This is a genomic window from Pseudomonas sp. BN417 (assembly GCF_029871205.1).
Classification (GTDB): Bacteria; Pseudomonadota; Gammaproteobacteria; order Pseudomonadales; family Pseudomonadaceae; genus Metapseudomonas.
In genome coordinates this window covers 1-24,676 of record NZ_SSOJ01000086.1, presented here as the reverse complement: position 1 = coordinate 24,676, position 24,676 = coordinate 1, and the positions used below count along the sequence as shown (strand labels likewise).

22 protein-coding genes and 1 pseudogene are annotated in these 24,676 nt (G+C 65.7%); 15 read left to right on the top strand and 8 right to left on the bottom strand.

Annotation, left to right across the window (positions count from 1 at the left end):
- Window positions 1-11: 11 nt before the first annotated feature.
- Window positions 12-2,330: a penicillin-binding protein 1B gene (gene mrcB, locus E8F11_RS10150; protein ID WP_280288715.1), complete on the bottom strand. Its 2,319-nt coding sequence runs from the start codon at window positions 2,328-2,330 to the stop codon at window positions 12-14.
- Window positions 2,331-2,446: 116 nt separating this feature from the next.
- On the opposite strand from mrcB, the gene E8F11_RS10145 reads away from it, so the two are divergent.
- The 3 genes from E8F11_RS10145 (at window position 2,447) to E8F11_RS10135 (ending at window position 5,481) form a co-directional block, all read left to right on the top strand.
- Window positions 2,447-4,006, top strand: coding sequence for a bifunctional aminoglycoside phosphotransferase/ATP-binding protein (locus E8F11_RS10145; RefSeq protein ID WP_280288714.1), 1,560 nt, complete (start codon window positions 2,447-2,449; stop codon window positions 4,004-4,006).
- Window positions 4,007-4,302: 296 nt separating this feature from the next.
- The gene (locus tag E8F11_RS10140) at window positions 4,303-4,575 is read left to right on the top strand and encodes a TfoX/Sxy family protein (RefSeq protein WP_280288713.1); all 273 of its coding nucleotides are present in this window, start codon (window positions 4,303-4,305) and stop codon (window positions 4,573-4,575) included.
- A gap of 105 nt (window positions 4,576-4,680) precedes the next feature.
- Entirely contained in the window at window positions 4,681-5,481 is an 801-nt protein-coding gene (locus E8F11_RS10135; protein WP_280288712.1) for a cyclic nucleotide-binding domain-containing protein, read from the top strand.
- Window positions 5,482-5,759: 278 nt separating this feature from the next.
- On the opposite strand, the gene E8F11_RS10130 is transcribed toward E8F11_RS10135, so the two are convergent.
- The 5 genes and pseudogenes from E8F11_RS10130 to E8F11_RS10110 all read right to left on the bottom strand — a co-directional run.
- Window positions 5,760-6,644, bottom strand: a complete 885-nt coding sequence (locus tag E8F11_RS10130; protein WP_280288711.1) for a ChaN family lipoprotein — start codon at window positions 6,642-6,644, stop codon at window positions 5,760-5,762.
- Window positions 6,645-6,662: 18 nt separating this feature from the next.
- Window positions 6,663-7,430 carry a heme ABC transporter ATP-binding protein gene (locus tag E8F11_RS10125; protein ID WP_280288710.1) on the bottom strand — a complete coding sequence of 256 codons (768 nt, stop codon included), beginning with the start codon at window positions 7,428-7,430 and terminating at the stop codon, window positions 6,663-6,665.
- Window positions 7,430-8,413 (bottom strand): iron chelate uptake ABC transporter family permease subunit, encoded by a 984-nt coding sequence (locus tag E8F11_RS10120; protein WP_280288725.1) that lies wholly within the window; start codon window positions 8,411-8,413, stop codon window positions 7,430-7,432. The genes E8F11_RS10125 and E8F11_RS10120 overlap by 1 nt, the downstream gene beginning before the upstream one ends.
- Window positions 8,414-8,463: 50 nt before the next feature.
- A complete protein-coding gene (locus E8F11_RS10115) occupies window positions 8,464-9,363 on the bottom strand; it encodes an ABC transporter substrate-binding protein (protein WP_280288709.1) in 900 nt (299 codons plus the stop codon).
- Window positions 9,364-9,460: 97 nt separating this feature from the next.
- Window positions 9,461-9,550: pseudogene (locus tag E8F11_RS10110) on the bottom strand (hypothetical protein); the annotation flags it as partial.
- Window positions 9,551-9,741: 191 nt separating this feature from the next.
- On the opposite strand from E8F11_RS10110, the gene E8F11_RS10105 reads away from it, so the two are divergent.
- The gene (locus tag E8F11_RS10105) at window positions 9,742-10,065 is read left to right on the top strand and encodes a Rieske (2Fe-2S) protein (RefSeq protein ID WP_280288708.1); all 324 of its coding nucleotides are present in this window, start codon (window positions 9,742-9,744) and stop codon (window positions 10,063-10,065) included.
- Between the two features lie 3 nt (window positions 10,066-10,068).
- On the opposite strand, the gene sfsA is transcribed toward E8F11_RS10105, so the two are convergent.
- A complete protein-coding gene (gene sfsA / locus E8F11_RS10100) occupies window positions 10,069-10,776 on the bottom strand; it encodes a DNA/RNA nuclease SfsA (protein WP_280288707.1) in 708 nt (235 codons plus the stop codon).
- On the bottom strand, window positions 10,773-11,948 hold the full coding sequence (locus E8F11_RS10095; RefSeq protein ID WP_280288706.1) for a pyridoxal phosphate-dependent aminotransferase: 1,176 nt from the start codon (window positions 11,946-11,948) through the stop codon (window positions 10,773-10,775). Before E8F11_RS10095 ends, sfsA begins: the two co-directional genes overlap by 4 nt.
- A 193-nt stretch (window positions 11,949-12,141) precedes the next feature.
- Between E8F11_RS10095 and dksA the strand changes: the two genes are divergently transcribed.
- The 11 genes from dksA to pgi form a co-directional block, all read left to right on the top strand.
- Window positions 12,142-12,585, top strand: coding sequence for an RNA polymerase-binding protein DksA (dksA, locus tag E8F11_RS10090; RefSeq protein ID WP_028630036.1), 444 nt, complete (start codon window positions 12,142-12,144; stop codon window positions 12,583-12,585).
- A gap of 51 nt (window positions 12,586-12,636) precedes the next feature.
- Entirely contained in the window at window positions 12,637-13,524 is an 888-nt protein-coding gene (gene gluQRS / locus E8F11_RS10085) for a tRNA glutamyl-Q(34) synthetase GluQRS (protein WP_280288705.1), read from the top strand.
- A gap of 60 nt (window positions 13,525-13,584) precedes the next feature.
- The gene (locus E8F11_RS10080) at window positions 13,585-13,761 is read left to right on the top strand and encodes a hypothetical protein (RefSeq protein WP_003095129.1); all 177 of its coding nucleotides are present in this window, start codon (window positions 13,585-13,587) and stop codon (window positions 13,759-13,761) included.
- Complete coding sequence (locus tag E8F11_RS10075) at window positions 13,745-16,699, top strand: sensor histidine kinase (protein WP_280288704.1); 2,955 nt, start codon at window positions 13,745-13,747, stop codon at window positions 16,697-16,699. The genes E8F11_RS10080 and E8F11_RS10075 overlap by 17 nt, the downstream gene beginning before the upstream one ends.
- Window positions 16,700-16,721: 22 nt before the next feature.
- Entirely contained in the window at window positions 16,722-18,149 is a 1,428-nt protein-coding gene (locus E8F11_RS10070) for a sigma-54 dependent transcriptional regulator (protein ID WP_280288703.1), read from the top strand.
- 681 nt (window positions 18,150-18,830) lie between these two features.
- A complete protein-coding gene (locus E8F11_RS10065) occupies window positions 18,831-20,234 on the top strand; it encodes a polynucleotide adenylyltransferase PcnB (RefSeq protein ID WP_280288702.1) in 1,404 nt (467 codons plus the stop codon).
- 2 nt (window positions 20,235-20,236) lie between these two features.
- Window positions 20,237-20,737 (top strand): 2-amino-4-hydroxy-6-hydroxymethyldihydropteridine diphosphokinase, encoded by a 501-nt coding sequence (folK, locus tag E8F11_RS10060; RefSeq protein ID WP_280288701.1) that lies wholly within the window; start codon window positions 20,237-20,239, stop codon window positions 20,735-20,737.
- A 102-nt stretch (window positions 20,738-20,839) separates the two neighbouring features.
- Window positions 20,840-21,640 (top strand): 3-methyl-2-oxobutanoate hydroxymethyltransferase, encoded by an 801-nt coding sequence (gene panB, locus E8F11_RS10055; RefSeq protein WP_280288700.1) that lies wholly within the window; start codon window positions 20,840-20,842, stop codon window positions 21,638-21,640.
- Complete coding sequence (panC, locus tag E8F11_RS10050; protein ID WP_280288699.1) at window positions 21,637-22,497, top strand: pantoate--beta-alanine ligase; 861 nt, start codon at window positions 21,637-21,639, stop codon at window positions 22,495-22,497. Before panB ends, panC begins: the two co-directional genes overlap by 4 nt.
- An 80-nt stretch (window positions 22,498-22,577) precedes the next feature.
- Window positions 22,578-22,958, top strand: coding sequence for an aspartate 1-decarboxylase (gene panD / locus E8F11_RS10045; RefSeq protein WP_028630028.1), 381 nt, complete (start codon window positions 22,578-22,580; stop codon window positions 22,956-22,958).
- A gap of 70 nt (window positions 22,959-23,028) precedes the next feature.
- Window positions 23,029-24,676, top strand: a 1,648-nt coding sequence (pgi, locus tag E8F11_RS10040) for a glucose-6-phosphate isomerase (protein ID WP_280288698.1), incomplete at its 3' end; no start/stop codon positions are given.

The following is a 24,676-nucleotide window of genomic DNA, read 5'->3' as shown; positions in this document are numbered from 1 at the left end:
ATCCTCTCGGTTCATTGCATCCAGCCGCGAACCCAGTCCATGACCGAGTCCACGGGAGCGCCCATTCCGCACGGGACGCCAGGGGCGGGTTCGCTGCCACGAATGTAGGGCATCTGTACTGCACCGGGGCAGCTCGAGTCCGAGCCCTGGCCACTGTGCGGGTCTATCCATGCTTGTACCACGTTGTCCGGCATCGGCATGTCCAACGGCAACGGGTCAGCCTTGCGCATGAAGCTGGTCCAGACCTGCAGCGCTCCGGTGGCGCCGGTCAGCGGCGTCTTGCCGTTATCATCGCGCCCCAGCCAGACCACAGCCAACAGATCCTGGCTGAAGCCGGCGAACCAGCTGTCCCGCGAATCGTTGGTGGTGCCGGTCTTGCCCGCCAGCGTCAGCGACGACGGCAACTGGCTGTAGACCGAACGCGCGGTACCTTCGCGCATAACTCGTTGCATGGCGTTCTGCACCAGATAGATGGCACCCGGATCGAAGCGTTGCTGGATCTGGAAGGGGTAGCGCTTGAGCGGTTCACCCTCCGACGTCAGCACGCTGCGAATCGCCCGAAGCGGAGTGTTGAAGCCGCCGTTGGCCAGGGTCTGGTACATGGTCGCCACTTCCATCGGGCTCAGAGCACCAGCACCGAGAAGCATCGAGGGAAACGCAGGCCACTGGCGGGAAACACCCAGCCTCTCAAGAGTTTTGAGCACATTCGGCACACCCAGTTCCAGGCCGAGCTTGGCAGTCGACAAGTTGTAGGAGTTGGCCAGCCCCTGATACAGGTAGATGGTTCCGTGCGCCCGGCGATCGTAGTTCTGCGGGCGCCAGACCTGGCCGTCCTGGCCCTTCACCGAGAAGGGTTCGTCAGCGACCCAGCTGGTGAGGGTGTACTGGCTGGGCCGTTCCAGTGCCGTGAGGTAGACAGCGGGCTTGATCAGCGAACCGATGGGACGCACGGCGTCCACGGCGCGGTTGAATCCGGCGAAGCGCGGCTGGCGACTGCCGATCAGCGCCTGGATCTCGCCGGTTTCCGGGTTGCTCACCACCATGGCCGACTCCACCTGGTCCACGCCCTTGCGCCCGGCCAGGCGTTTCAGGGTTTCGTTCAGCGAAGTCTCCGCCTTGGACTGCAGGATGGGGTCGAAGCTGGTGAAGATGCGCAGGCCTTCTTCGGTCAGGTCTTCCTCGCGATAGTCCTCGCGCAGCTGGCGCTTCACCAGGTCGAGGAAGGCCGGGTACGAGCTGTCGGCCAGGCTGCCGCGCTTGCTCACGCCCAGGGGTTTCTGCTTGGCCGCGGCGGCTTCCTCGGGGGTGACCACGCCTTGCTCGGCGAGCAGGTCGATCACCAGGTTGCGCCGCTCCAGCGCACGCTCCGGGTAGCGTCGCGGGTTGTAGTAGGACGGACCCTTGACCATGCCCACCAGCATGGCGATCTGCTCCAGCTTGAGCTCCGACAGCGGCTGGCTGAAGAAATACTGGCTGGCAAGGCCGAAGCCGTGGATGGCGCGCTGGCCGTCCTGGCCGAGGAATACCTCGTTCAGGTAGGCCTCGAGGATTTCGCGCTTGTCGTAATGCAGCTCCAGCAGTACCGCCATCATGGCCTCGGTGGCCTTGCGCGAGATGCTGCGTTCGTTGCTCAGGTAGAAGTTCTTCACCAGCTGCTGGGTCAGGGTACTGCCGCCCTGGCGCAGCTGGCCGGCAGTGGTATTGACCCAGAAGGCACGGACGATCGACTTGGGCGATACGCCCAGATGGTGGAAGAACTCGCGATCCTCCACTGCCACCAGGGTCTCGATCAGGTAGGCCGGCACCTGGTCCAGGTTGACCAGGACACGGTCCTCATTATGCGCGGGGTACAGGCCGCCGATCAGCAGCGGCTCCAACCGTGCCACGGCCAGGTTGGCTCCGCTGGCCTGGTTCAGGCCGGCCACGTAGTCGCCGGAGAAGCGCACGCGAACCCGCTGGGCCGGTTCGGCGCCTTCGTAGAACTGGAAGCCACGGGTGTTCAGCTCGACGGTGTTGCCGGCGACCGAGGCGGCGCCCGGGCCGTTGGACAGACTCTCGCGACGATAGCCCAGGGCATCGAGTTCCTTGAGGAAGTCATCCTTGGCCAGCTTCAGGCCGACGAACAGCTCCAGCGGCCGGGCATAGACCTTGGCCGGCACCGTCCAGCGCTTGCCGGAGAATTTCTCCTGCACTACGGCGTCGAGATAGATGGCGAAACCGGCCAGCACGACCAGGCCCACCAGGCCGAGCTTGACGGCCCAGCCAAGCCATGGACGGAGGCCGCTGGGGCGGCGTTTAGAGCGGGATTTGGGGGATCGAGGACGAGTCATGGCGGCGCATTATACGCACTTTATCCACAGCCAACAGGCGCGCCCTGACGGTTTGCAGCTCGACGCCCAGAGGCCATAATGCCGGGCTCCGAATGCGCAGAGAACAAGGAACGCCCGTGAGCCAGCCCCTGATAGCCGCCCTGCAGAATCCCACCCTTTACCCCCATCCGGTGGACGGATTCCAGGTGATCGAGACGCACATATCCTGGGTGCTGCTGACCGGCAGCTATGCCTACAAGATCAAGAAGCCGGTCAACTTCGGCTTCCTCGATTTCACCAGCCTCGACGCCCGCCAGCATTTCTGTGGCGAAGAGCTGCGCCTCAACCAGCGCCTGACCCACGACCTCTACCTCGAAGTGCTGCCGATCACCGGCAGCCCCGAGGCGCCGCAGATCGGCGGCGAAGGTCCGGCATTCGAGTATGCGTTGAAGATGCGCCAGTTCCCTCAGGAGAACCTGCTCAGCGCCCTGCAGGCCCGCGGTGAACTGACGCCCGTCCATATCGACGCCCTGGCCGGGCAGATCGCCAGCTTCCACCTGGCCGCCCCGCAAGTAGCCGTCGACCACCCGCTGGGCACCCCGGAAGCAGTGATGATGCCGGTCCGGCAGAACTTCGAGCAGATCCGCCCCTTGCTCAACGACAAGGCCGACCTGCAACAGCTGGAAGCTCTGGAAGCCTGGGCCGAAAGCAGCCACGAGCGCCTCGTGCCCCTGCTCGCGCGGCGCAAGCAGGAAGGCTTCATCCGCGAATGCCACGGTGACATCCACCTGGGCAATGCCACCCTGATCGCCGGCCAGGTGGTGCTTTTCGACTGCATCGAATTCAACGAGCCCTTCCGCTTCACCGATGTCTACGCCGATATCGCCTTCATCGCCATGGACCTGGAAGACCGTGGCCTCAAGCCGCTTTCCCGGCGCCTGATCAGCCAGTACCTGGAGCAAACCGGCGACTATGACGGCCTGGAACTGCTGAACTTCTACAAGGCCTACCGCGCATTGGTGCGGGCCAAGATCGCCCTGTTCAGCCTGGCCCACCAGGCCGATGCCGTGCAGAAGGCCGCCACCCTGCGCCAGTACCGCAACTACGCCGGGCTGGCCGAAAGCTACAGCGCCATTCCCACACCCTTCCTCAGCATCACCCATGGTGTCTCGGCCTCGGGCAAGAGCCATGTGGCGCTGCGCCTGGTGGAAGCCCTGGGCGCCATCCGCCTGCGTTCCGACGTCGAACGCAAGCGCCTGTTCGGCGAGCAGGAAGCCGGCGCCAAGGGCCTGCAGAGCGGCATCTATAACCAGGACGCCAGCGCCGCCACCTACCAGCGCCTGAACCAACTGGCGAAAGCCGCCCTGCATGCCGGCTTCCCGGTGGTCATCGACGCCACCTTCCTCAAGCAGGAACAGCGTAAGGCGGCCCGCAAGGTGGCCGAAGAAACCGGCACGCCCTTCCTGATCCTCGACTGCCATGCACCGGAAGCGGTGATCGAGACCTGGCTGGCCCAGCGCCAGGCCGAAGGCGGCGACCCGTCCGATGCCACCATCGAAGTGGTGCGCGCCCAACTGGCCAGCCGCGAGCCACTGGACGCAGGTGAACAGGCGCGGAGCAAGCGTATCGACACCGACCAGGCGGCCAGCCTCGACGGTCTGGTCAAGCACATCCGTCAGCACCTGCCCACCGCCTGAGCCCGCCCGCCCCACCGCGGCCGGCAACATTCGTCGCGGCTTCTATACTGCCGGCTGAGTCGCCCTCAGCCGTGCAGCTCAGAGCCAGCTCCGCAATCGCCCCAAGGTCATCACCGGCCCGGCAGGCCGTGGGTCCAGAAGAAGCGACCAGGAACCGGCCCTATCGCATCAGCAGTGGTCGTCGTCCGTGCAAGGAGCGCACGAGGATGAAGCGATAGCACAAAGCCATGCTGGATGGCCGCTACACTTATCCACAGCACTGCCCTCTCGTGCCCTTTCCATCGCAAGGAGGCTCGATGAACGACGAACTGCAGCACATGAAGAATCTGGGCAAGACCTCGGCGCAATGGTTGCACGCGGTCGGCATCCACAGCGCTTCGGACCTGCGCCGGCTCGGCGCTGTCGGCGCCTACAAGGCCGTCCGGGCACGGGGCTTCAGGGCCTCCAAGGTACTGCTCTACGCGATCGAAGGTGCCCTGCTGGACGTGCACTGGAACGATCTGCCTCCCGGCCACAAGGCGGAGCTGAACCACCAACTGGATACACCCGGCGCTCACAACAAGAGCTAGCTCACAACGTCCGCCAGGAGTGATTTACGAGCTCGGCGCCGGCCCCTATTGTTTCAGGGACATTCGTGCGCCACGCCATTCCAGTCAGTTCAAGGAATTACTGCCATGTACCTACTCGGGGAGCAACCGGCCTACGCCGACCAGCTGATCAACCGCCTGCAAAGTATCCCCGGGCAGTTGCTCGAGGGCCTGGAGCCAGCCGGCCCGCCCCTGCGCCTGGAGCAGGCCGAGGACCTGGCGCCGCTGCTGCCGGCCAATCAGCTGTTCCTGATCGAGAACGGGCTGGTGCACGCCGTGGTCGACGAACGCCCGCTCTTCTACCTGCAGGAAGGCGACCTGGTGGGCCTGCGCCAGGGCATAGACCTGCCCTCTTGCCGCTACAGCAGCGACGAGCCCATCAGCCTGCTGCCCTTCAACCGCAGCGAAGTGTTCAAGCATATCTACGGCAATGACAAGCTCCAGGAACTGTTCATCCAGTACCTGGTGGGCCATACCGCCCTGCTTTCGGATGCCGTGGCCCGCCTGAAGCAACCGGATGTGCGCCCCTCCACCGGCTTCCAGCATTTCGGCGCCGGCGAGGAGCTGATCCAGCAGGGCGATGAGGCCGACCACGTGTTCATCATCATCGAGGGCCATGCCGAGGCCTATGTCGATGGACAGAAGGTGGGGGACGTGCAGAAGGACGAGATCTTCGGCGCCATGGCCGTGTTCACCCGGGAAAAACGCAGCGCCACCGTAGTTGCCAGCGAACCCTGCACGGTCATGGTGATTCCCAAGGATCAGTTCCTCAGCCTGATGCAGAGCAACCCGCGTATCGCCCACAGCCTGATCGAGAGCATGGCGCGAAGGATCGACCTGCTGAACAAGGAAGTCACCCAGCTCAGGTTGTCGCCCACCAGGAGCTGAGCCGATGGAAAGGACCCGGTCTCGAGCCGGGCTCTTCATTGCTGTGGGCAGGAATTCCGAATGAGAAAGAAAATCAGAACCAATGCTTGACTCGAAAATGAGAATCTTTATTATTACCTCAACTGGTCGCGAGATCAGCCGGTAAGCTGGGAGACCAAGCAGTCGGACTCTTCAGATTTATCTCCTCATCAGGCTAATCACGGTTTTCGACCCGGCAAATTGCCGGGTCTTTTTTTTGCCCGCGAATCAGCGATTGCGTCGAGCTCCGTCCGGCGCGCTCAGCGCGTGGCCGGGATCTGCCGGCGCATCGCCGCGCAGTGGTCGATGAGCGGCAATGCCGCGGTGTACCAGACATAGTCCGCGGCGCCCTGCTCCACCGGCTTGCCCACCTCCGACAGGATTAGCACCGTATTGCCCTCGGCCTGCCCCAGGTCCGCCAGGTGCAGGGGTACGCCAAGGTCGCGGCGCACATGGAAGGCGCCGGCGAACAGCAGCGCCGGGGCAGGTGCAGCAAGGAGGCGCTCCGCCATGCGTCGGTCCCGCTGCTGCTGGACGGCCAGCATCGCCGGCATCTGCGATTCCGGCAGCAAGCCGCAGTGCGACTCGCCAATCTGCGCCAGCAACGGCCCGCGCACGGAAGCGGCGGAGGACAAGCTGCCTTGCAGGTCGGGCCGTGTCGTGTAGATGTGCTTGATCTCGCTGCGGTCGAGATTCGCCGCCAACAGCGGATAGGGCTGTGCCAGCGCGTGCCGCACTATCGGGCCGTAGAGCGCCCAATCCCAGTTCTTCTGCCAGGCCAGAGCCTGGGGCAGGTCCGCAGGCAATGGCGCCCTTCGCAATGCATCCACCCTTGCCTGCTGGACGGGATCGAGCATCTCCAGCAACAGGCTGCCCTGCTGCCGGCGCGCTTCCAGTGCCTGCAGCAACCAGAGTTGCAGGGCGTGGTGGTCGGGGTTGTCGTGCTGTTCGCCAACCAGCACCCGCGGTATGGGGACCAGCCGCTCGACCAGCTGCTCTGGAGTCAGTCGCTCGCCGCTGCGCAAGTCGAGGATCACACCCAGCTCGGCGCTGTCGCGGCCTTCGGGGCTCTGCCACTCGGGCAGGGGCGGCAAGCTCTGGCAAGCGGCCAGCAGGCCGATGAAGAAAAACAGGAGAAGACGCATTGGAAGTCCTTGTTCGAGTCAACGGGCGACTATCAGGGGATGGCCGCGTTCCGGATGGCGTTGCACCAGCACCTCCAGGCCGAACACGGCCTTGAGGGGCCCGGCCTGGAGCACCTGCTCCGGTGGCCCCAGCACGTGGGGCCGGCCATCGGCGAGCAGTAGCAGGCGATCGCAATAGCGGGCGGCCAGGTTGAGGTCGTGGAGGATCACCAGTACGGCAACGCCGCGCTCGGCGAAGCGGCGCACAGCCTGCAGGGTGGTGTGCTGGTGCAGGGGATCGAGCATGGAGGTAGGTTCGTCCAGCAGCAGCACCTGCCCGGCCTCACCCGGCCAGAGTTGCGCCAGCACCCGTGCCAGATGCACGCGCTGGCGCTCACCGCCGGAAAGCGCCAGGTAACTGCGCCCGGCAAGATGGCAGGCATCCGCCGCCGCCAGGGCCTCGGCCACCACTTCGGCATCCCGTGCGCCGCCGGTGTCGTGGGGCAAGCGGCCCATGCCCACGACTTCCTCGACACGAAAGGCGAAATTCAGCGTCGAGCTCTGCGGCAGCACCGCCAGGCGCCGCGCCCGCTGCGGACCGCTCCAGTCGCTCAGGGCGCGGTCGTCCAGGCTTACCTTGCCGCCAGCAGCGGGCACCTCGCCGCATAGCGCGCCCAGGAGCGTGCTCTTGCCCGCACCGTTCGGTCCCAGCACGCCGAGCACTTCACCGGGGCGCAGGTCCAGGTCGACCCCGGCCAGCACTTGTTTGCCGCCTCGCAGCACGTCCAGTTGTTCCACGCGCAGCATCAGTGACGCCCCCGCAACAGCAGATAAAGGAAGAACGGCGCGCCGATCAGTGCGGTGACGATGCCGATGGGCAACTCGGCCGGCGCCAGCGCCAGGCGCGCCACCAGGTCGGCCAGCAGCATGAGGCTTGCACCGGCCAGGGCGGAGGCCGGCAGCAGGATGCGATGATCCGGCCCGGCCACCAGACGTACCAGGTGGGGCACCACCAGGCCGATGAAGCCGATCAGCCCGGCGGCGGCCACGGCAGCGCCGACACCCAGGGCAGTGCAGAACACCAGCTCGCGCTTCAGGCGCTCCACGTCGAACCCCAGGTGGCGCGCCTCGGACTCACCCAGCAGCAGGGCGTTCAGGGCCTTGGCCCGACGCGGCAGCCAGAACACCACGAAGAAGGTGACCATCAGCAGCGGCCAGAGCCGCGAGTAACTGGCGCCGTTGAGGCTGCCCATGTTCCAGAAGGTCAGGCTGCGCAAGGTCGCGTCATCGGCCAGATAGGTGAAGAGCCCGATGACGGCGCCGGCCAACGCCGTCAGCGCGATGCCGGCGAGCAGCATGGTCGCCACACTGGTCTGGCCGTCGTGGCGGCCCAGGCGATAGACCAGCATGGTCACCCCCAGGCCGCCGGCGAAGGCGCAGACCGACAGCAGGTAGGGCGCGAATGCCTCCGGCAGGCCACCCATGGCCGAGCCGCCGACAATGGCCATGGCTCCGCCCAGGGCCGCGCCGCTGGATACCCCGACCAGTCCGGGATCGGCCAGGGGGTTGCGGAACAGCCCCTGCATGGCGACGCCGGACAGCGCCAGCACCGCGCCCACGGCCAATCCCAAAAGGGTGCGTGGCAGGCGGATCTGGCCGAGGATCAGTTCCGCCTGCTCCAGGCCCTCTCCGGAGAATGGCAGCCCGGCCAGGCGCAACGCGGCGCGCAGGGTCTCCCCCAGAGGCAGGCTCACCGGGCCCAGCGCGAGGGACAGCCAGAGCGCCAGCAGCAGGAGAATGCCCAGTGCGATGAACAATGGGCGGGAATGAAGTGACGCGATCATGGCTGGCTCGGGCTTTTCTCGGTCAGGGCCGGAGCCGAAGGATAGAACCCGGCGGACAGCGCAGCCATGCCATCGGGCAGGCGCGGGCCGAGGCCGCCTACCAGCAGGGTCGGGTCGAGGCTGAGCAGGCGTCCATTACGCGCGGCGCGAGTGGCGGCCAGGGCCGGGTTCTGCCGGAGCAACGCGTCACGGGCCGCGTCCCCTTCCAGGCGGCGATCGGCGATCACCACGACGTCCGGGTCCAGGGCGGCCAGGGCCTCATTGGAGATAGCCTTGTAGCCTTGGTGGTCGGTCAGATTGAGTCCCCCCGCCCGCTCGATCAACCAGGCCGCGGCGGTGTCCTTGCCCGCCGCCATCGGGCTGCTGCCGGAATGGCCAAGCAGGAACAGCACCCGCGGTGCGTGCTGCGTCTGCTGCACCTTGGCCACCCAGTCGGCCTGGCGTTGCAGGCGCAGGCTGTAGTCGGCAAAGGCCTGGCTGGCGCGCGCGTCCTCGCCCAGCAAGGCGCCGATCAGCTTGAGGTTCTTTTCCAGGGTGACCAGATCGGCGGTGGAAGCCAGGCGTTCGATGCGTACGCCCGCGGCGCTGACCTGGGCCAGCACGGGCGGCGGCCCCATCTCTTCGGTGCCAACGAGAATGTCCGGGCGCAGCGAGAGGATGCCTTCAGCCGCCAGCTGCCGCTGGTAACCAATGCTGGGCAAGGCCTTCAATGCCTCGGGGTGCTGACTGGTGGTGTCCACGCCCACCAGCTTGTCCTGGCCGCCCAGAGCCACCACCCATTCGCTGATCGAACCACCGGCGCTGACCCAGCGTTGCGGCAGGGGTTCGGCCAGGGCGGCCTGGTGGGAGAACAGCAGGGCCGCGCAGAAGCTGGCCAGACCGATAACTAGACGCATCGAAACAACTCCATCGCTGAATGCGGGAAAGGCCAACGCCCTGTGTGCACAGGGCGTTGGCCTGGATCGGGGCGCCATGCGCCCGGGTAGCTCGAGCTCAGAGCGACGGCGCACCTTCCGCCAGGGCTCGCCAGTCTTCCCGCTCAGCAATACCGGGTTTACGCGCGCCGAACAATTGAACGACAAGCAGTACTGGCAGTGGGGCGACGTCCAGGGCCTGGATGCCAACAGCCGCAGCCTGGGCCGCTATACCCAGCCGGGTCGCAACGCCTCGGTCAACCTGGTCTGGGAGATCTGACCCCTTTCAGCGCAGGGACGCGCTCCCTCTTGGCAAGCCACGGTAGTGCGGGATAATGCCCGCCTGCCTTGGAGACACCGATGATCCTGCTTTGCCGCCCCGATGAATTGGCCGAAGGCCAGAGCCGGGGCTTTCTGATTGATGGACTGAAAATTCTGCTAGTGCGTAAGCATGGGCGGGTCCACGCCTACGAAAACCGCTGCCCGCATCGGGGCATTCCGTTGGAGTGGCTGCCGGACCAGTTCCTCGACCAGAGCGGCAGCCTGATCCAGTGCGCGACCCACGGCGCGCTCTTTCTCATCGAGTCCGGCGAGTGCGTCGCCGGGCCCTGCGCCGGTGAGGCACTGCTGCCACTGGCCCTCAGTGAAGACGCCAACGGCATCTGGCTGCACGGCGACGCCTGAGGCTCAGTGCCTTACATCGACGCGACGGCAGACGCGGACCTCGTCAGGCGTCAGCTCCACTCCGTAGGCCAGCACTTCGACCCCGGCGGCAACCGCTTCGCGCAAGGCTGCTGCGTAGGCCGGGTCGATTTCCTCGGCCGCACGCACCGCCTCGATACCGGAAAGGTTCACACAGTACAGCTGCACCGCCCGCATGCCCTGGCGCGCCAGGGCGGCCAGCTCGCGCAGGTGCTTGCTGCCGCGCAGGGTGACGGCGTCGGGGAAGGCGGCCACCGGCGTGCCGTCGAAGCCCAGGGTCACACTCTTCACTTCGACGAAGGCCGGACCGGTCGGGAAATCCAGGCGGAAGTCGGCCCGGCTGTTCTCCAGCCCGTAGGCCACTTCTCGCTTGAGGGCCTCGAAGCCCGCCAGTTCGGCGATGACACCCGCCTGCAACGCCTCCTCCACCAGGGCATTGGCGCGGGCGGTGTTCACGCAGGCCAGGCGGCCCTGGGGCGTCTCGGCAATTTCCCAGGTGCCGGGCAGCTTGCGCTTCGGGTCGTTGGAGCGGCTGAACCATATACGGCAACCTTCGCTCATGCAGTTCAGCATCGAGCCGGTATTGGGGCAGTGGATGGTCAGCAGCTCGCCGTGGGTGGTCTCGATATCTGCGAGGAAGCGCTTGTAACGCCGCAGCAGCCTGCCCTCCTCCAGGGCCGGGGCGAATTTCATTGCCCCGCCCAACTCTTCAGGCCACGGGCCAGGCGCTGCACCGCCTCTTCCAGGCGCGGCAGGCTCTGGGTGTACGCGAAGCGCACATGCTGGCCCGCCTGGTTGCGGCCGAAGTCCAGCCCGGGAGTGAACGCCAGGTGCTCGGTCTCGATGAAATGCTGGCAGAAGGCGTAGGCGTCGCCACCGAAGGCGGAGATGTCCGCATAAAGGTAGAAGGCGCCCTCCGGCTCAACGGCGATGCCGAAGCCCAGTTCGCGCAGGGCAGGCAGCAGGTAATCGCGGCGGCGGGCGAACTCGGCGCGGCGCTGTTCGAGGATCTCCAGCGTCTGTGGCTGGAAGCAGGCCAGCGCGGCGTACTGCGCCATCGAGGGCGCGCTGATATAGAGGTTCTGCGCCAGCTTCTCCAGTTCGGGCACTGCATCCGGCGGCGCCACCAGCCAGCCGAGGCGCCAGCCGGTCATGCCGAAATACTTGGAAAAACTGTTCAACACGAAGGCCTCGTCGTCCACCTCCAGCACGCTGCTGGCATCCATGCCGTAGGTGAGGCCATGGTAGATCTCATCCACTACCAGATGGCCGCCGCGAGCCTTGAGGGTCTGCGACAGGGCCGCCAGCTCGTCGGCGTGCAGCACGGTACCGGTGGGGTTGGCCGGGGAGGCCACCAGGGCGCCCACGCTGTCGGCATCCCAGTGCCGCTCGACCAGTTGCGGGGTCAGCTGGTAACGCGTATCCGGACCCACTGGCACCAATTGCGCGCCACCTTCCACCAGGCGCAGGAAGTGCCGGTTACAGGGGTAGCCGGGGTCGGCCAGCAGCCAGTGCCGGCCCGGATCCACCAGCAGGCTGCTGGCCAGGAGCAGCGCTCCGGAGCCTCCGGGGGTGATGAGAATGCGTTCTGGGTCTATGTTCAACCGATAGCGCGACGCGTAGAAGCCGGCAATGGCTTCGCGCAGCTGCGGCAAGCCGCGAGCGGCGGTGTAACGGGTATGCCCGGCGGCCAGGGCTGCCTGCCCGGCCTGGACGATGGGCTCGGCAGTGCCGAAGTCCGGTTCGCCGATCTCCAGGTGGATCACGTCGTGACCCGCCGCCTGGAGTTCGTTGGCACGGGCCAGCAGGGCCATGACGTGGAAGGGTTCGATGGCGCGGCTGCGCGCACTGTAGGACTGAGCCATTGGCCTTCCTTTATTAGGGCAAAGAGAGGATTCTACCCAATGGTCCCTGGACGCTGCAGCATGCTTGACATCAGGGAGTGGCGCACCCGGATTTGATCTGGTAAGTTCGCCCGCTTGCAGCCGCAGGGCCGGCACCGCCGGCGATGGACCATAATCCTGCGCAATGGATTAAGAAAGTGAGAGGCGGCCATCCATGCCCACCAATGCAAAACAACAGAACAGCCAGTTGATTCGTGGCTTCGTGCCCTACCAAGAGACCAAGGGCGAGGAGTACATGAGCGACCGCATGCGCGCTCACTTCACCAACATCCTCAACAAGTGGAAGCAGGAGTTGATGGAAGAGGTGGACCGTACCGTGCACCACATGCAGGACGAAGCCGCCAACTTCCCCGACCCGGCCGACCGCGCCAGCCAGGAAGAAGAGTTCAGCCTGGAACTGCGTGCCCGCGACCGCGAGCGCAAGCTGATCAAGAAGATCGACGAGACCCTCCAGCTGATCGAAGACAACGATTACGGCTGGTGCGATTCCTGCGGCGTCGAGATCGGCATCCGCCGTCTGGAAGCCCGTCCCACCGCTACTCTGTGCATCGACTGCAAGACCCTGGCGGAGATCAAGGAAAAGCAGCTCGGCTCCTGATGCCGAAACGGGGCGCCAACGGCGCCCCGTTGCGTTACAGGGTCCCGCCCCATGACGTCCCCCGCCTACATCGGGCGCTTCGCCCCCACGCCTAGCGGCTATCTGCATTTCGGCTCGCTGGTCGCTGCCCTCGCCTCTTACCTGGACGCCCGCGCTGTCGGCGGTCGCTGGCTGCTGCGCATGGAAGACCTGGACCCGCCGCGCGAGGTCGAAGGCGCCCAGGCGGCGATCCTCGGCACGCTGGAAAGCTACGGCTTCGAGTGGGATGGCGAAATGGTCCGGCAGAGCGAGCGCCATGACACCTACGACGAGGTGATAGACCACCTCCTCAGCATGGGCCTGGCCTATGCCTGCACCTGTTCGCGCAAGCAGCTGGAAGGCCACCAGGGCATCTACCCCGGTTTCTGCCGCAATGCCCAGCACCCACAACAGGATGCCGCCATCCGCATTCGAGTACCCGAACTGCAGTATCAGTTCGTCGACCGTGTGCAGGGTGAATACCGCCAGCACCTGGGCCGGGAAGTGGGCGACTTCGTCATCCGCCGCCGCGATGGCCTCTACGCCTACCAGCTGGCGGTCGTGCTGGACGACGCCTGGCAGGGCGTCACCCATGTGGTGCGCGGCGCCGACCTGCTGGATTCCACCCCGCGCCAGCTCTACCTGCAGGAACTGCTGGGATTTTCGCAGCCGCGCTACCTGCATGTGCCGCTGATCACCCAGCCGGACGGCCACAAGCTGGGCAAGTCCTACCGTTCCCCACCGCTACCCGCCGACAGCGCCGGGCCACTGCTGGCGCGCGCGCTGCGCGCCCTGGGCCAGGAGCCTCCGGCGGAGCTCGCCGGCTACCGTCCCCGCGAGGTGCTGGACTGGGGCATCACCCACTGGGATGCCGTACGCATCCCGCATTGTCGCACCCAGGCCGAAGCGCAGCTGCGCTAGCCACTCGCGGCACGTTGGTGCATTCGCTACCATCGCCGCAGACACGACGAGAAATGTGGCATGTATATCTATCGACTGGTCCTGCTCCTGGTAGTGGGGATCTACCTGTTCTCCCCCGCCATCATGGATTGGTGGATCGACCCCAATGGCGCCTGGTACCGACCCTACCTGCTGTGGCTGATCCTGATCGTGGTGACCTTCATCCTGCAGAGTCAACGCGATGCTGATGAGCTTTAGCCTCACCCAACTGCTGCTGATCAGCGCCGCCTACCTCCTGGCCTTGTTCAGCGTGGCCTGGCTCAGTGACCGGGGCTTCGTGCCGCGCTGGATCGTCCGCCATCCGCTGACCTACACCCTGTCCCTGGGCGTCTATGCCAGCGCGTGGGCCTTCTACGGCACGGTTGGGCTGGCCTATCAGTACGGTTACGGTTTCCTCGCCAGCTACCTGGGCGTCTCCGGCGCCTTCCTGCTCGCGCCGGTGCTGCTCTACCCAATACTGCGCATCACCCGCACCTACCAGCTGGCGTCCCTGGCCGACCTCTTCGCCTTCCGCTTCCGCAGCACCTGGGCCGGCGCGCTGACCACGGTGATCATGCTGATCGGCGTGCTGCCCTTGCTGGCCCTGCAGATCCAGGCAGTGGCCGACTCCATCGGCATCCTCACCCGCGAACCAGTGCACAACCGCGTGGCCCTGGGCTTCTGCGCCCTGATCACCCTGTTCACCATCCTGTTCGGCGCACGCCACATCGCCACGCGCGAGAAACACGCCGGGCTAGTGTTCGCCATCGCCTTCGAATCGGTAGTCAAGCTGGTCGCCCTGGGCGGCATCGGCCTCTACGCCCTGTACGGGGTGTTCGGCGGCCCCCGCGAACTGGAGCTCTGGCTGCTGCAGAACCAGGCAGCTCTCTCCACCCTGCACACCCCGTTGCAGGAAGGCCCCTGGCGCACCCTGCTGCTGGTGTTCTTCGCCTCGGCCATCGTCATGCCGCACATGTACCACATGACCTTCACCGAGAACCTCAACCCACGCGCCATGGTCAGCGCCAGCTGGGGCCTGCCGCTGTTCCTGCTGCTGATGAGCCTGGCCATCCCGTTGATCCTCTGGGCCGGACTCAGGCTGGGCGCCACGACCAACCCGGAATACTTCACCCTGGGCCTGGGCATAGCGGTGGACAATCCCGCGCTGGCGCTGCTCGCCTACGTCGGCGGGCTTTCCGCCGCCAGCGGCTTGATCATCGTGGTGACCCTGGCCCTCTCCGGCATGGCCCTCAACCACCTGGTGCTGCCGCTCTACCAACCGCCGGCCGAGGGCAACATCTATCGCTGGCTGAAGTGGACCCGCCGCGCCCTGATCGCCGCCATCATCATGGCCGGCTACGGCTTCTACCTGCTGCTGGGCGCCGAGCAGGACCTGTCCAACCTCGGCATAGTCGCCTTCGTCGCCACCCTGCAGTTCCTCCCCGGTGCGCTTTCGGTTCTCTACTGGCCGACCGCCAATCGACGCGGCTTCATCGCCGGCCTGCTGGCCGGTTTCGGGGTCTGGCTGTTCAGCATGCTGCTGCCCCTGATCGGCAACCTGCAGGGCATCTACCTGCCGCTGTTCAACGCCATCTACGTGCTGGACGACACCAGCTGGCACATCGCGGCCATCGCCTCCCTGGCGGCCAACGTGCTGATCTTCACCCTGATATCGCTCTTCACCGAAGCCAGCCCGGAAGAGCGCAGCGCAGCCGAAGCTTGCACCGTGGACAACGTACGCCGGCCGCAACGCCGCGAGCTGGTGGCCGGATCGCCCCAGGAGTTCGCCACCCAACTGGCCAAGCCCCTGGGCGCCAAGACCGCGCAGAAGGAAGTGGAACAGGCGCTGCGCGACCTGCACCTGCCCTTCGACGAGCGCCGTCCGTACGCCCTTCGCCGCCTGCGCGACCGGATCGAGGCCAACCTCTCCGGCCTCATGGGCCCGAGCGTGGCCCAGGATATGGTGGAAACCTTCCTGCCCTACAAGTCCGGCAGCGAGAGCTACGTCACCGAGGACATCCACTTCATCGAAAGCCGGCTGGAGGACTACCACTCGCGCCTGACGGGCCTCGCCGCCGAGCTCGATGCCCTGCGCCGTTATCACCGACAGACCCTGCAAGAGCTGCCCATGGGCGTCTGCTCCCTGGCCAAGGACCAGGAGATCCTCATGTGGAACCGCGCCATGGAGGAGCTGACCGAGATCCCCGCACAACGCGTGGTGGGCTCGCGCCTGTCCACCATCGCCGAGCCCTGGAAAGGTCTGCTGGAAGGCTTCATCAACCTGCCTGACGAGCACTTGCACAAGCAACGCCTGACCCTGGAGGGCCAGGCCCGCTCGCTGAACCTGCACAAGGCGGCGATCGAGGAACCCCTGGCGCCAGGCAGCAGCGGCCTGGTGCTACTGGTCGAGGACGTCACCGATACCCAGCTGCTGGAAGACAAGCTGGTGCACTCCGAGCGCCTGGCCTCCATCGGCCGCCTGGCCGCCGGCGTCGCCCACGAGATCGGCAACCCCATCACCGGCATCGCCTGCCTGGCGCAGAACCTGCGCGAAGAGCGCGAAGGAGACGGCGAGTTGAAGGAGATCAGCAGCCAGATCCTCGAGCAGACCAAGCGCGTCTCGCGCATCGTCCAGTCGCTCATGAGCTTCGCCCACGCCGGCGGCCGCCAACAGGCCAGCGAACCGGTATGCCTGGCCGAGGTGACCCAGGACGCCATCGGCCTGTTGTCGCTGAACAAGCGCAGTGTCGAGGTGAACTTCTTCAACCTCTGCGATCCGCGCCACATAGCCGAGGGCGACCCGCAGCGCCTCGCCCAGGTGCTGATCAACCTGCTGTCGAACGCCCGCGACGCCTCCCCTGTGGGTAGCGACATCCGCGTACGCAGCGAAGCCTCGGAGCACACCGTGGACCTCATCGTCGAGGACGAGGGCAGTGGTATTCCGAAGGCAATCATGGACCGATTGTTCGAACCCTTCTTCACCACCAAGGACCCAGGGAAAGGGACCGGCCTTGGCCTTGCACTGGTCTATTCGATCGTGGAAGAGCATTATGGACAGATAACCATCGAAAGCCCGGCCGACTCCGAGCACCAGCGCGGCACCCGAATCAGGGTGACGCTGCCTCGTTTTGTCGAAGCGACATCCGCCGTGAGCTGAGACCGTCTAGAGAGCCGAATTAATGCCGCACATTCTGATCGTCGAAGACGAAACCATCATTCGCTCTGCCTTGCGACGCCTGCTGGAACGTAACCAGTACCAGGTCAGCGAGGCAGGTTCCGTACAGGAGGCCCAGGAGCGCTACAGCATTCCGGGCTTCGATCTGATCGTCAGCGACCTTCGCCTGCCAGGCGCCCCCGGAACCGAACTGATCAAGCTGGCCCAGGGCACCCCGGTGCTGATCATGACCAGCTACGCCAGCCTGCGCTCGGCGGTGGACTCGATGAAGATGGGCGCGGTCGACTACATCGCCAAGCCCTTCGATCACGATGAAATGCTCCAGGCCGTCGCGCGCATCCTCAAGGAGCGCCAGGAGGCCAAGTCGGCCCCGAGCGAACGCCCCAGCACCAGCCGCGGCGGCGACAAGGCAGCAGCCAGCAACGCCGACGGCGAGATCGGGATCATCGGTTCCTGCCCGCCGATGCTCGAGCTCTACAGCAAGATCCGCAAGGTCTCCCCGACCGACTCCACCGTGTTGATCCAGGGTGAATCCGGCACCGGCAAGGAACTGGTTGCACGCGCCCTGCACAACCTTTCCCGCCGTGCCAAGGCGCCGCTGATCTCGGTCAACTGTGCAGCTATCCCGGAAACCCTGATCGAATCCGAACTCTTCGGCCACGAGAAAGGCGCCTTCACTGGCGCCACCGCCGGCCGCGCCGGCCTGGTGGAAGCGGCCGATGGCGGTACCCTGTTCCTCGACGAGATCGGCGAGCTGCCTCTGGAGGCCCAGGCGCGACTGCTGCGGGTGCTGCAGGAAGGCGAGATCCGCCGCGTGGGTTCGGTGCAATCGCAGAAGGTCGATGTGCGCCTGATCGCTGCGACCCACCGCGACCTCAAGACCCTGGCCAAGACCGGCCAGTTCCGCGAGGACCTGTATTACCGCCTGCACGTGATCTCGCTGAAACTCCCCGCCCTGCGCGAGCGCGGTAACGACGTGCTCGAGATCGCGCGCTCCTTCCTGGCGCGACAATGCGCACAAATGGGGCGCGAGGGCCTGCGCTTCGCCACCGATGCCGAACAGGCGATCCGCCATTACAGCTGGCCGGGCAACGTGCGTGAACTGGAGAACGCCATCGAGCGCGCGGTGATTCTCTGCGAGAGCCCCGACATCTCGGCGGACCTGCTGGGTATCGACATCGAGCTGGACGACCTGGAAGACGAGGACTTCAACGAAGCCGCGCCCCTCGCCCAGGCCAACAACACCGCCCACGAGCCTACCGAGGACCTGTCCCTGGAAGACTACTTCCAGCACTTCGTGCTGGAGCACCAGGACCACATGACCGAGACCGAACTGGCCCGCAAGCTGGGCATCAGCCGCAAATGCCTGTGGGAGCGTCGTCAACGCCTGGGTATCCCGCGCCGCAAATCGGGCGCTGCTGCCGGTCCTTGAGTGGCCGGCCGGGGTGACAACCCGGGAACACTTCCAGTTCCCCGCGCTGTTACCCCACCTAACATCACGTAACAAAGCCGGGTCTAAAGGTAACGAAAACCCGGCTTTTTTTTGCCCGCAGTTTTACCCGACACCCACGCAAGCCATTGATTTACAAGGAATCACAAAAGTTGGCACGGCATCTGCTTTATCTACGGCACAACAACAATAACAACTGCTGAACCCCACAATAAAAACAAGACGTATCGACTCCAGCACAACAAAAACAAGACAGCGGAGGCGCAGCTAACTGATTCTTTTGGAGAGGAGTTGCCTTTGGGGCTCGCCCCACAACCAGACCGAGAACAATAAAACTGCCCACAGGCAGCACCCGTACTGGTTGGGTCACGGAATGATCATGGCACCATCAGCGTCCAAACAAATCCGTTTGCTATTACCCCTCGTATGGAGGGCATTTCCAGGAGCTACATGCTTGCTGGAGCGGGTCGAACAACAAAAACACCAAGCCCGGCACAATAAAAACAAAGCACGCACCAATTTGGGGGGGAGCTCCGGCTCCCCCAGTAGCTTTGACACCTGTCAGCCCTTTCCTTCACCATCCCCCCTCCCAGTGCTAGAATCCGCGGCCATCGTGCGCCCATATCCCTTTCTGGCCGTCCATTCCGCAAAACAGTGCATCCCATGCTGAAGAAGCTGTTCCAGTCTTTCCGTTCTCCCCTTCGCCGCGCCCAGCATCCGCGCAGCACTCCCGAAGTACTGGGCAACAATCAGCATTCGCTGCGCCGCGCGGACATCAGCCGCAACGCCGTCATGGTGGTCGAGCGCCTGCAGAAGGCCGGCTACCAGGCCTACCTGGTGGGCGGATGCGTCCGCGACCTGCTGCTGAACCTGCGCCCCAAGGACTTCGATGTGGCCACCAACGCCACCCCGGAACAGGTCCGCGCCGAATTCCGTAACGCCCGGGTTATTGGCCGCCGCTTCAAGCTGGCCCATGTGCAGTTCGGCCGGGAGATCATCGAAGTCGCCACCTTCCGCGCCCATCACGCGCAAGGCGAGGACGAAGAAGACAGCAACCAGGCATCGAGCAACGAAAGCGGTCGCATTCTGCGCGACAACGTCTACGGCAGCCTGGAAGATGACGCCCAGCGCCGCGACTTCACCATCAATGCGCTGTATTACGACCCGACCACCGAGCGCATCCTCGACTACGCCCACGGCGTGCACGACATCCGCAATCGCCTGGTGCGCCTGATCGGCATTCCCGAGCAGCGCTACCAGGAAGACCCTGTGCGCATGCTCCGCGCCGCGCGTTTCGCCGCCAAGCTGGGCTTCGAGATCGAGAAACACAGCGCCGCGCCCATTCGCCGCCTCGCCCCCATGCTGCGCGAGATTCCTTCGGCACGCCTGTTCGACGAAGTACTCAAGCTGTTCCTCGGCGGAAAAGCCGAACGCACCTTCGAGCTGCTGGTGGAATACGATCTCTTCGCCCCCCTGTTCCCGGCGAGCGCCGCGGCATTGGAGAGCGACCCCGAGTACACCGGCCGCCTGATCCGCCAGGCCCTGGCCAACACCGACCAACGCATCCACCAGGGCAAGCCGGTCACCCCCGCGTTCCTCTTCGCCGCCCTGTTGTGGCCGGCCATGCCCGCACGCGCTGCACAGCTCCAGGAACGCGGCATGGCGCCTATTCCGGCCATGCAGGAAGCCGCCCACGGCCTGATCATGGAACAGGTCCAGCGCACTGCCATTCCGAAGCGTTTCAGCATCCCGATCCGCGAGATCTGGGACATGCAGGAACGCCTCCCCCGCCGCAGCGGCAAGCGCGCCGACCTGCTGCTGGAGAACCCGCGCTTCCGCGCCGGCTACGACTTCCTCCTGCTGCGCGAAAGCGCCGGCGAACAGACCGAAGGCCTGGGCGACTGGTGGACCGACTACCAGGACGCCAGTGACAGCCAGCGCCGCAACATGATCCGTGAGCTGAGCAACAAGGACGACCAACCCGCCGGCCAACGTCGCCGCCGCGGTGGCAGCCGTCGTCGCCGTGGCCCGCGCAGCGAAGGCGCGCCCGGCACGTCGAGCGATTGATCATGGAGCGCGTCTTCATTGGCCTCGGCAGCAATCTCGCCGAGCCCGTCAGCCAGTTGCGCGGCGCTCTCGCGGCACTCGGCGAGCTGCCGCAGACCCATCTGGCGGCGGTGTCCTCGCTCTACGTCAGCGACCCCCTTGGGCCCCCAGACCAGCCCCGCTACGTCAATGCTGCGGCCGCACTGGACACCGAGCTCGCGCCGCTGCAATTGCTGGACGCCCTCCAGGCCATCGAACTGGCCCAGGGCCGCGTGCGCAAGGACGAGCGCTGGGGCCCGCGCACCCTGGACCTGGACATTCTCCTGTTCGGTCAGCGGCGGATCGACGAGCCGCGCCTGCAGGTCCCGCACTACCACATGCACGCCCGTGCCTTCGTGCTCTATCCGCTGGCGGAGATCGCCGGCAACCTGCAGCTGCCCGACGGGCGTCCGCTGCAGGCTCTGCTGGACGCCTGCCCTTTCGAGGGCCTGGAACGCCTGGCCGACCTGGCGGTAACGCCGTAACAGGTCGGTAACACCTGCAATTGACTTCATGCCCCCCCATCGGGACTATAAGCGTCCCGTTGCCCCGTGCCGGTGCCAACCGGTGCCGATGAGGACGTTTTCATGCCTGATGTGACCCTGACCACCCTGCAACAGCTCAAGCTGAAGGGCGAAAAAATCGCCATGCTGACGGCCTACGATGCCACTTTCGCCCAGGCTGCCTGCCAGGCCGGCGTGGATGTGCTGCTGGTGGGCGATTCCCTTGGCATGGTTCTGCAAGGCCATGACAGCACCCTGCCGGTCAGCGTGGCCGACATGGCGTATCACACCGCGGCTGTGAAGCGCGGTAACCAGGGCGCGATGATCATCAGCGACCTGCCGTTCATGGCCTACGCCAGCCTCGAGCAGACTTTCACCAATTGCGCCGCCCTGATGCAGGCCGGCGCCCACATGGTCAAGCTGGAAGGGGCGGCCTGGCTGGCCGAACCCATTCGCCTGCTGGCCGAGCGCGGCGTCCCGATCTGCGCCCACCTGGGACTGACTCCGCAAGCCGTGAACATCTTCGGCGGCTTCAAGGTTCAGGGTCGCCAGGAAGCCCAGGCACGTCAGCTGCGCGCCGACGCCATGGCCCTGGAGCAGGCCGGCGCAGCCATGCTGCTGCTGGAATGCGTGCCCAGCGAGCTGGCCGCCGAAATCACCCAGTCGGTGAAGATCCCGGTGATCGGCATTGGCGCCGGCAGCGCCACCGATGGCCAGGTGCTGGTCCTGCACGACATGCTGGGCCTCTCCCTCACCGGCCGCGCGCCCAAGTTCGTGAAGAACTTCATGGAAGGCCAGGGCAGCATCCAGGCGGCCCTGGCGGCCTACGTCAATGCTGTCAAGGACGTCACCTTCCCCGCAGCCGAACACGGATTCTCCGCATGAACACCGTCAAGACCGTCCGCGAACTGCGCGCGGCCGTCGCGCGCGCGCGTAGCGAAGGCAAGCGCATCGGCTTCGTGCCGACCATGGGCAACCTCCACGCCGGGCACATCGCCCTGGTGGAGAAGGCCAGCCAGCGTGCCGATTTCGTGGTCACCAGTATCTTCGTCAACCCGCTGCAGTTCGGCCCCAACGAAGACCTGGCCAAGTACCCGCGCACACTGGTCGCCGACCAGGAGAAGCTGGTGGCCGCCGGTTGCCACCTGCTGTTCCACCCGAATGTCGAGGAGATGTATCCGGACGGCATGCAGGGCCAGACCCGCGTCAATGTGCCCCTGGTCTCCGAAGGCCTCTGCGGTGGAAGCCGCCCCGGCCATTTCGAAGGCGTCGCCACTGTGGTCAGCAAACTGTTCAACATGGTCCAGCCCGATCTCGCGGTGTTCGGCGAGAAGGACTTCCAGCAACTGGCGGTGATCCGCAAGCTGGTGCGCGACCTGAACATGCCGATCCAGATCATCGGCGAGCCCACCGCCCGCGCCGAGGACGGCCTGGCGCTGTCGTCGCGCAACGGTTTCCTGGACGATGCCCAGCGCGCCGCGGCACCCGCCCTCTACCGCACCCTGCAGCAACTGGCCGGAGCCATCCGCCAGGGCCGCCGCGACTTCGCCGCGCTGGAGCAGGAAGGCCGGGAGGAGCTGACCAAGGCCGGCTTCCGTCCCGACTACCTGGAAGTCCGCGAGGCGCTGAGCCTGCGCCCCGCAGGCCTCCAGGATCAGCATCTGGTGATACTGGGTGCGGCCTTCATGGGTAACACCCGCCTGATCGACAACCTTGCCTTCAACCTCGAAGCGCAAGCCTGACCACTGTCCCCGGCAGCCTTGAACCCCTTCCGGGGTTCGGGCAAACTCAGCCGCCGCCCGCGCCCCGACGAGGAAATGCCATGCACGCCATCATGCTCAAGGCCAAACTGCACCGCGCCGAAGTGACCCACGCCGTGCTCGACTACGAAGGTTCCTGCGCCATCGATGGCGAATGGCTGGATCTCTCCGGCATCCGCGAGTACGAGCAGATCCAGATCTACAACGTCGACAACGGCGAGCGTTTCACCACCTACGCCATCCGCGCCGAAAACGGCTCGCGGATGATTTCGGTGAACGGCGCCGCGGCGCACAAGGCCAAGGTAGGCGATCGCGTGATCATCTGCGCCTACGCCCACTACAGCGAGGCCGAACTGGCCAATTTCAAACCGCGTATGCTGTACATGGCTCCGGGCAACGAACTCAGCCACACCAGCAACGCGATTCCGGTACAAGTCGCCTGAGGCCGGATTGCCTCTTGACCCGAAGCCCGGATAGTTCCGGGCTTTTTCATAAGTCGCACACAGGTACGCCATGGATCACCACCTGACGCCGCTCGATGTCACCCAACTGCCCAGCTGGACCGCCCTGCAACGCCACCGCCAGGATCTGAACGGATTCAGCCTGCGCCAGGCCTTCGCCGACGACCCCGAACGCTTCCAGCACTTCAGCCTCAACGCCTGCGGCCTGCTGCTGGACTTCTCGAAGAACCTGATCCGCACCGACAGCCTGGCGCTGCTGGTCAGGCTGGCCGAGGAGGCGCGGCTGGGCGATGCCATCAAGGCGATGTTCCGCGGCGAGGTGATCAACAGCTCCGAGCGCCGCCCGGTGCTGCACACCGCCCTGCGCCGGCCGATCGGCGACAAGGTCCAGGTCGAAGGCGTCGACGTGATGCCCGAGGTGCACCGCGTGCTGCACCGGATGACCGAGCTGGTGGGCCATGTGCACAACGGCCTGTGGCGCGGCTACACCGAGAAACCGATCACCGACGTGGTCAATATCGGCATCGGCGGCTCCTTCCTCGGCCCGCAGCTGGTTTCCGAAGCCCTGCTGCCGTTCGCCCAGAAGGGCGTGCGCTGCCACTACCTGGCCAATATCGACGGCAGCGAGTTCCGCGAGCTGGCCTGCAAGCTGAATGCCGAGACCACCCTGTTCATCGTCTCCAGCAAGTCCTTCGGCACCCTGGAAACCCTGAAGAACGCCCAGGCCGCCCGTGCCTGGTACCTGGCCCAGGGCGGCAGCGAGGAAGAGCTGTACCGCCACTTCATCGCCGTCTCCTCGAACCGCGAAGCGGCGGTGGCCTTCGGCATCCGCGAAGAGAACATCTTCCCCATGTGGGACTGGGTCGGCGGGCGCTACTCGCTGTGGTCCGCCATCGGCCTGCCGATCGCCATGTCCATCGGCATCTCCAACTTCAAGGAGCTGCTGTCCGGCGCCTACAGCATGGACCAGCACTTCCAGGGCACGCCGTTCGAACGCAACATCCCGGTGATCCTCGGCCTGCTCGGCGTCTGGTACGGCGACTTCTGGGGCGCGCGCAGCCACGCCATCCTGCCCTACGACTACTACCTGCGGAACTTCACCGACCACCTGCAGCAACTGGACATGGAGTCCAACGGCAAGAGCGTGCGCCAGGACGGCACGCCGGTCAGCGCCGGCACCGGCCCGGTGATCTGGGGAGGGGTCGGCTGCAACGGCCAGCACGCCTACCACCAGCTGCTGCACCAGGGCACCCAGCTGATCCCCGCCGACTTCATCGTGCCGGTGTCCAGCTACAACCCGGTGGCCGACCACCACCAGTGGCTGTTCGCCAACTGCCTGTCGCAGAGCCAGGCGCTGATGCTCGGCAAGTCCCGCGCCGAGGCCGAGGCCGAACTGCGCGCCCAGGGCCTGGCGGAGGACGAGGTGCAGCGCCTGGCGCCGCACAAGGTGGTGCCGGGCAACCGCCCGAGCAACACCCTGGTGATGGAACGCATCAGCCCGCGTCGCCTGGGCGCGCTGATCGCCATGTACGAGCACAAGGTCTATGTGCAGAGCGTGCTCTGGGGCATCAACGCCTTCGACCAGTGGGGCGTGGAGCTGGGCAAGGAGCTGGGCAAGGGCGTCTACTCGCGCCTGACCGGCCAGGACGAAGCCCCGGCCGAGGATGGCTCGACCCAGGGCCTGATCGACTTCTTCCGCG

Coding starts and splice junctions, on each gene's coding strand:
- mrcB (WP_280288715.1), bottom strand. CDS start 2,330: ATGACTCGTCCTCGATCCCCCAAATCCCGCTCTAAACGCCGCCCCAGC.
- E8F11_RS10140 (WP_280288713.1), top strand. CDS start 4,303: ATGAACGACGAACTGCAGCACATGAAGAATCTGGGCAAGACCTCGGCG.
- E8F11_RS10135 (WP_280288712.1), top strand. CDS start 4,681: ATGTACCTACTCGGGGAGCAACCGGCCTACGCCGACCAGCTGATCAAC.
- E8F11_RS10130 (WP_280288711.1), bottom strand. CDS start 6,644: ATGCGTCTTCTCCTGTTTTTCTTCATCGGCCTGCTGGCCGCTTGCCAG.
- E8F11_RS10125 (WP_280288710.1), bottom strand. CDS start 7,430: ATGCTGCGCGTGGAACAACTGGACGTGCTGCGAGGCGGCAAACAAGTG.
- E8F11_RS10115 (WP_280288709.1), bottom strand. CDS start 9,363: ATGCGTCTAGTTATCGGTCTGGCCAGCTTCTGCGCGGCCCTGCTGTTC.
- E8F11_RS10105 (WP_280288708.1), top strand. CDS start 9,742: ATGATCCTGCTTTGCCGCCCCGATGAATTGGCCGAAGGCCAGAGCCGG.
- sfsA (WP_280288707.1), bottom strand. CDS start 10,776: ATGAAATTCGCCCCGGCCCTGGAGGAGGGCAGGCTGCTGCGGCGTTAC.
- E8F11_RS10095 (WP_280288706.1), bottom strand. CDS start 11,948: ATGGCTCAGTCCTACAGTGCGCGCAGCCGCGCCATCGAACCCTTCCAC.
- dksA (WP_028630036.1), top strand. CDS start 12,142: ATGCCCACCAATGCAAAACAACAGAACAGCCAGTTGATTCGTGGCTTC.
- gluQRS (WP_280288705.1), top strand. CDS start 12,637: ATGACGTCCCCCGCCTACATCGGGCGCTTCGCCCCCACGCCTAGCGGC.
- E8F11_RS10080 (WP_003095129.1), top strand. CDS start 13,585: ATGTATATCTATCGACTGGTCCTGCTCCTGGTAGTGGGGATCTACCTG.
- E8F11_RS10075 (WP_280288704.1), top strand. CDS start 13,745: ATGCTGATGAGCTTTAGCCTCACCCAACTGCTGCTGATCAGCGCCGCC.
- E8F11_RS10070 (WP_280288703.1), top strand. CDS start 16,722: ATGCCGCACATTCTGATCGTCGAAGACGAAACCATCATTCGCTCTGCC.
- E8F11_RS10065 (WP_280288702.1), top strand. CDS start 18,831: ATGCTGAAGAAGCTGTTCCAGTCTTTCCGTTCTCCCCTTCGCCGCGCC.
- folK (WP_280288701.1), top strand. CDS start 20,237: ATGGAGCGCGTCTTCATTGGCCTCGGCAGCAATCTCGCCGAGCCCGTC.
- panB (WP_280288700.1), top strand. CDS start 20,840: ATGCCTGATGTGACCCTGACCACCCTGCAACAGCTCAAGCTGAAGGGC.
- panC (WP_280288699.1), top strand. CDS start 21,637: ATGAACACCGTCAAGACCGTCCGCGAACTGCGCGCGGCCGTCGCGCGC.
- panD (WP_028630028.1), top strand. CDS start 22,578: ATGCACGCCATCATGCTCAAGGCCAAACTGCACCGCGCCGAAGTGACC.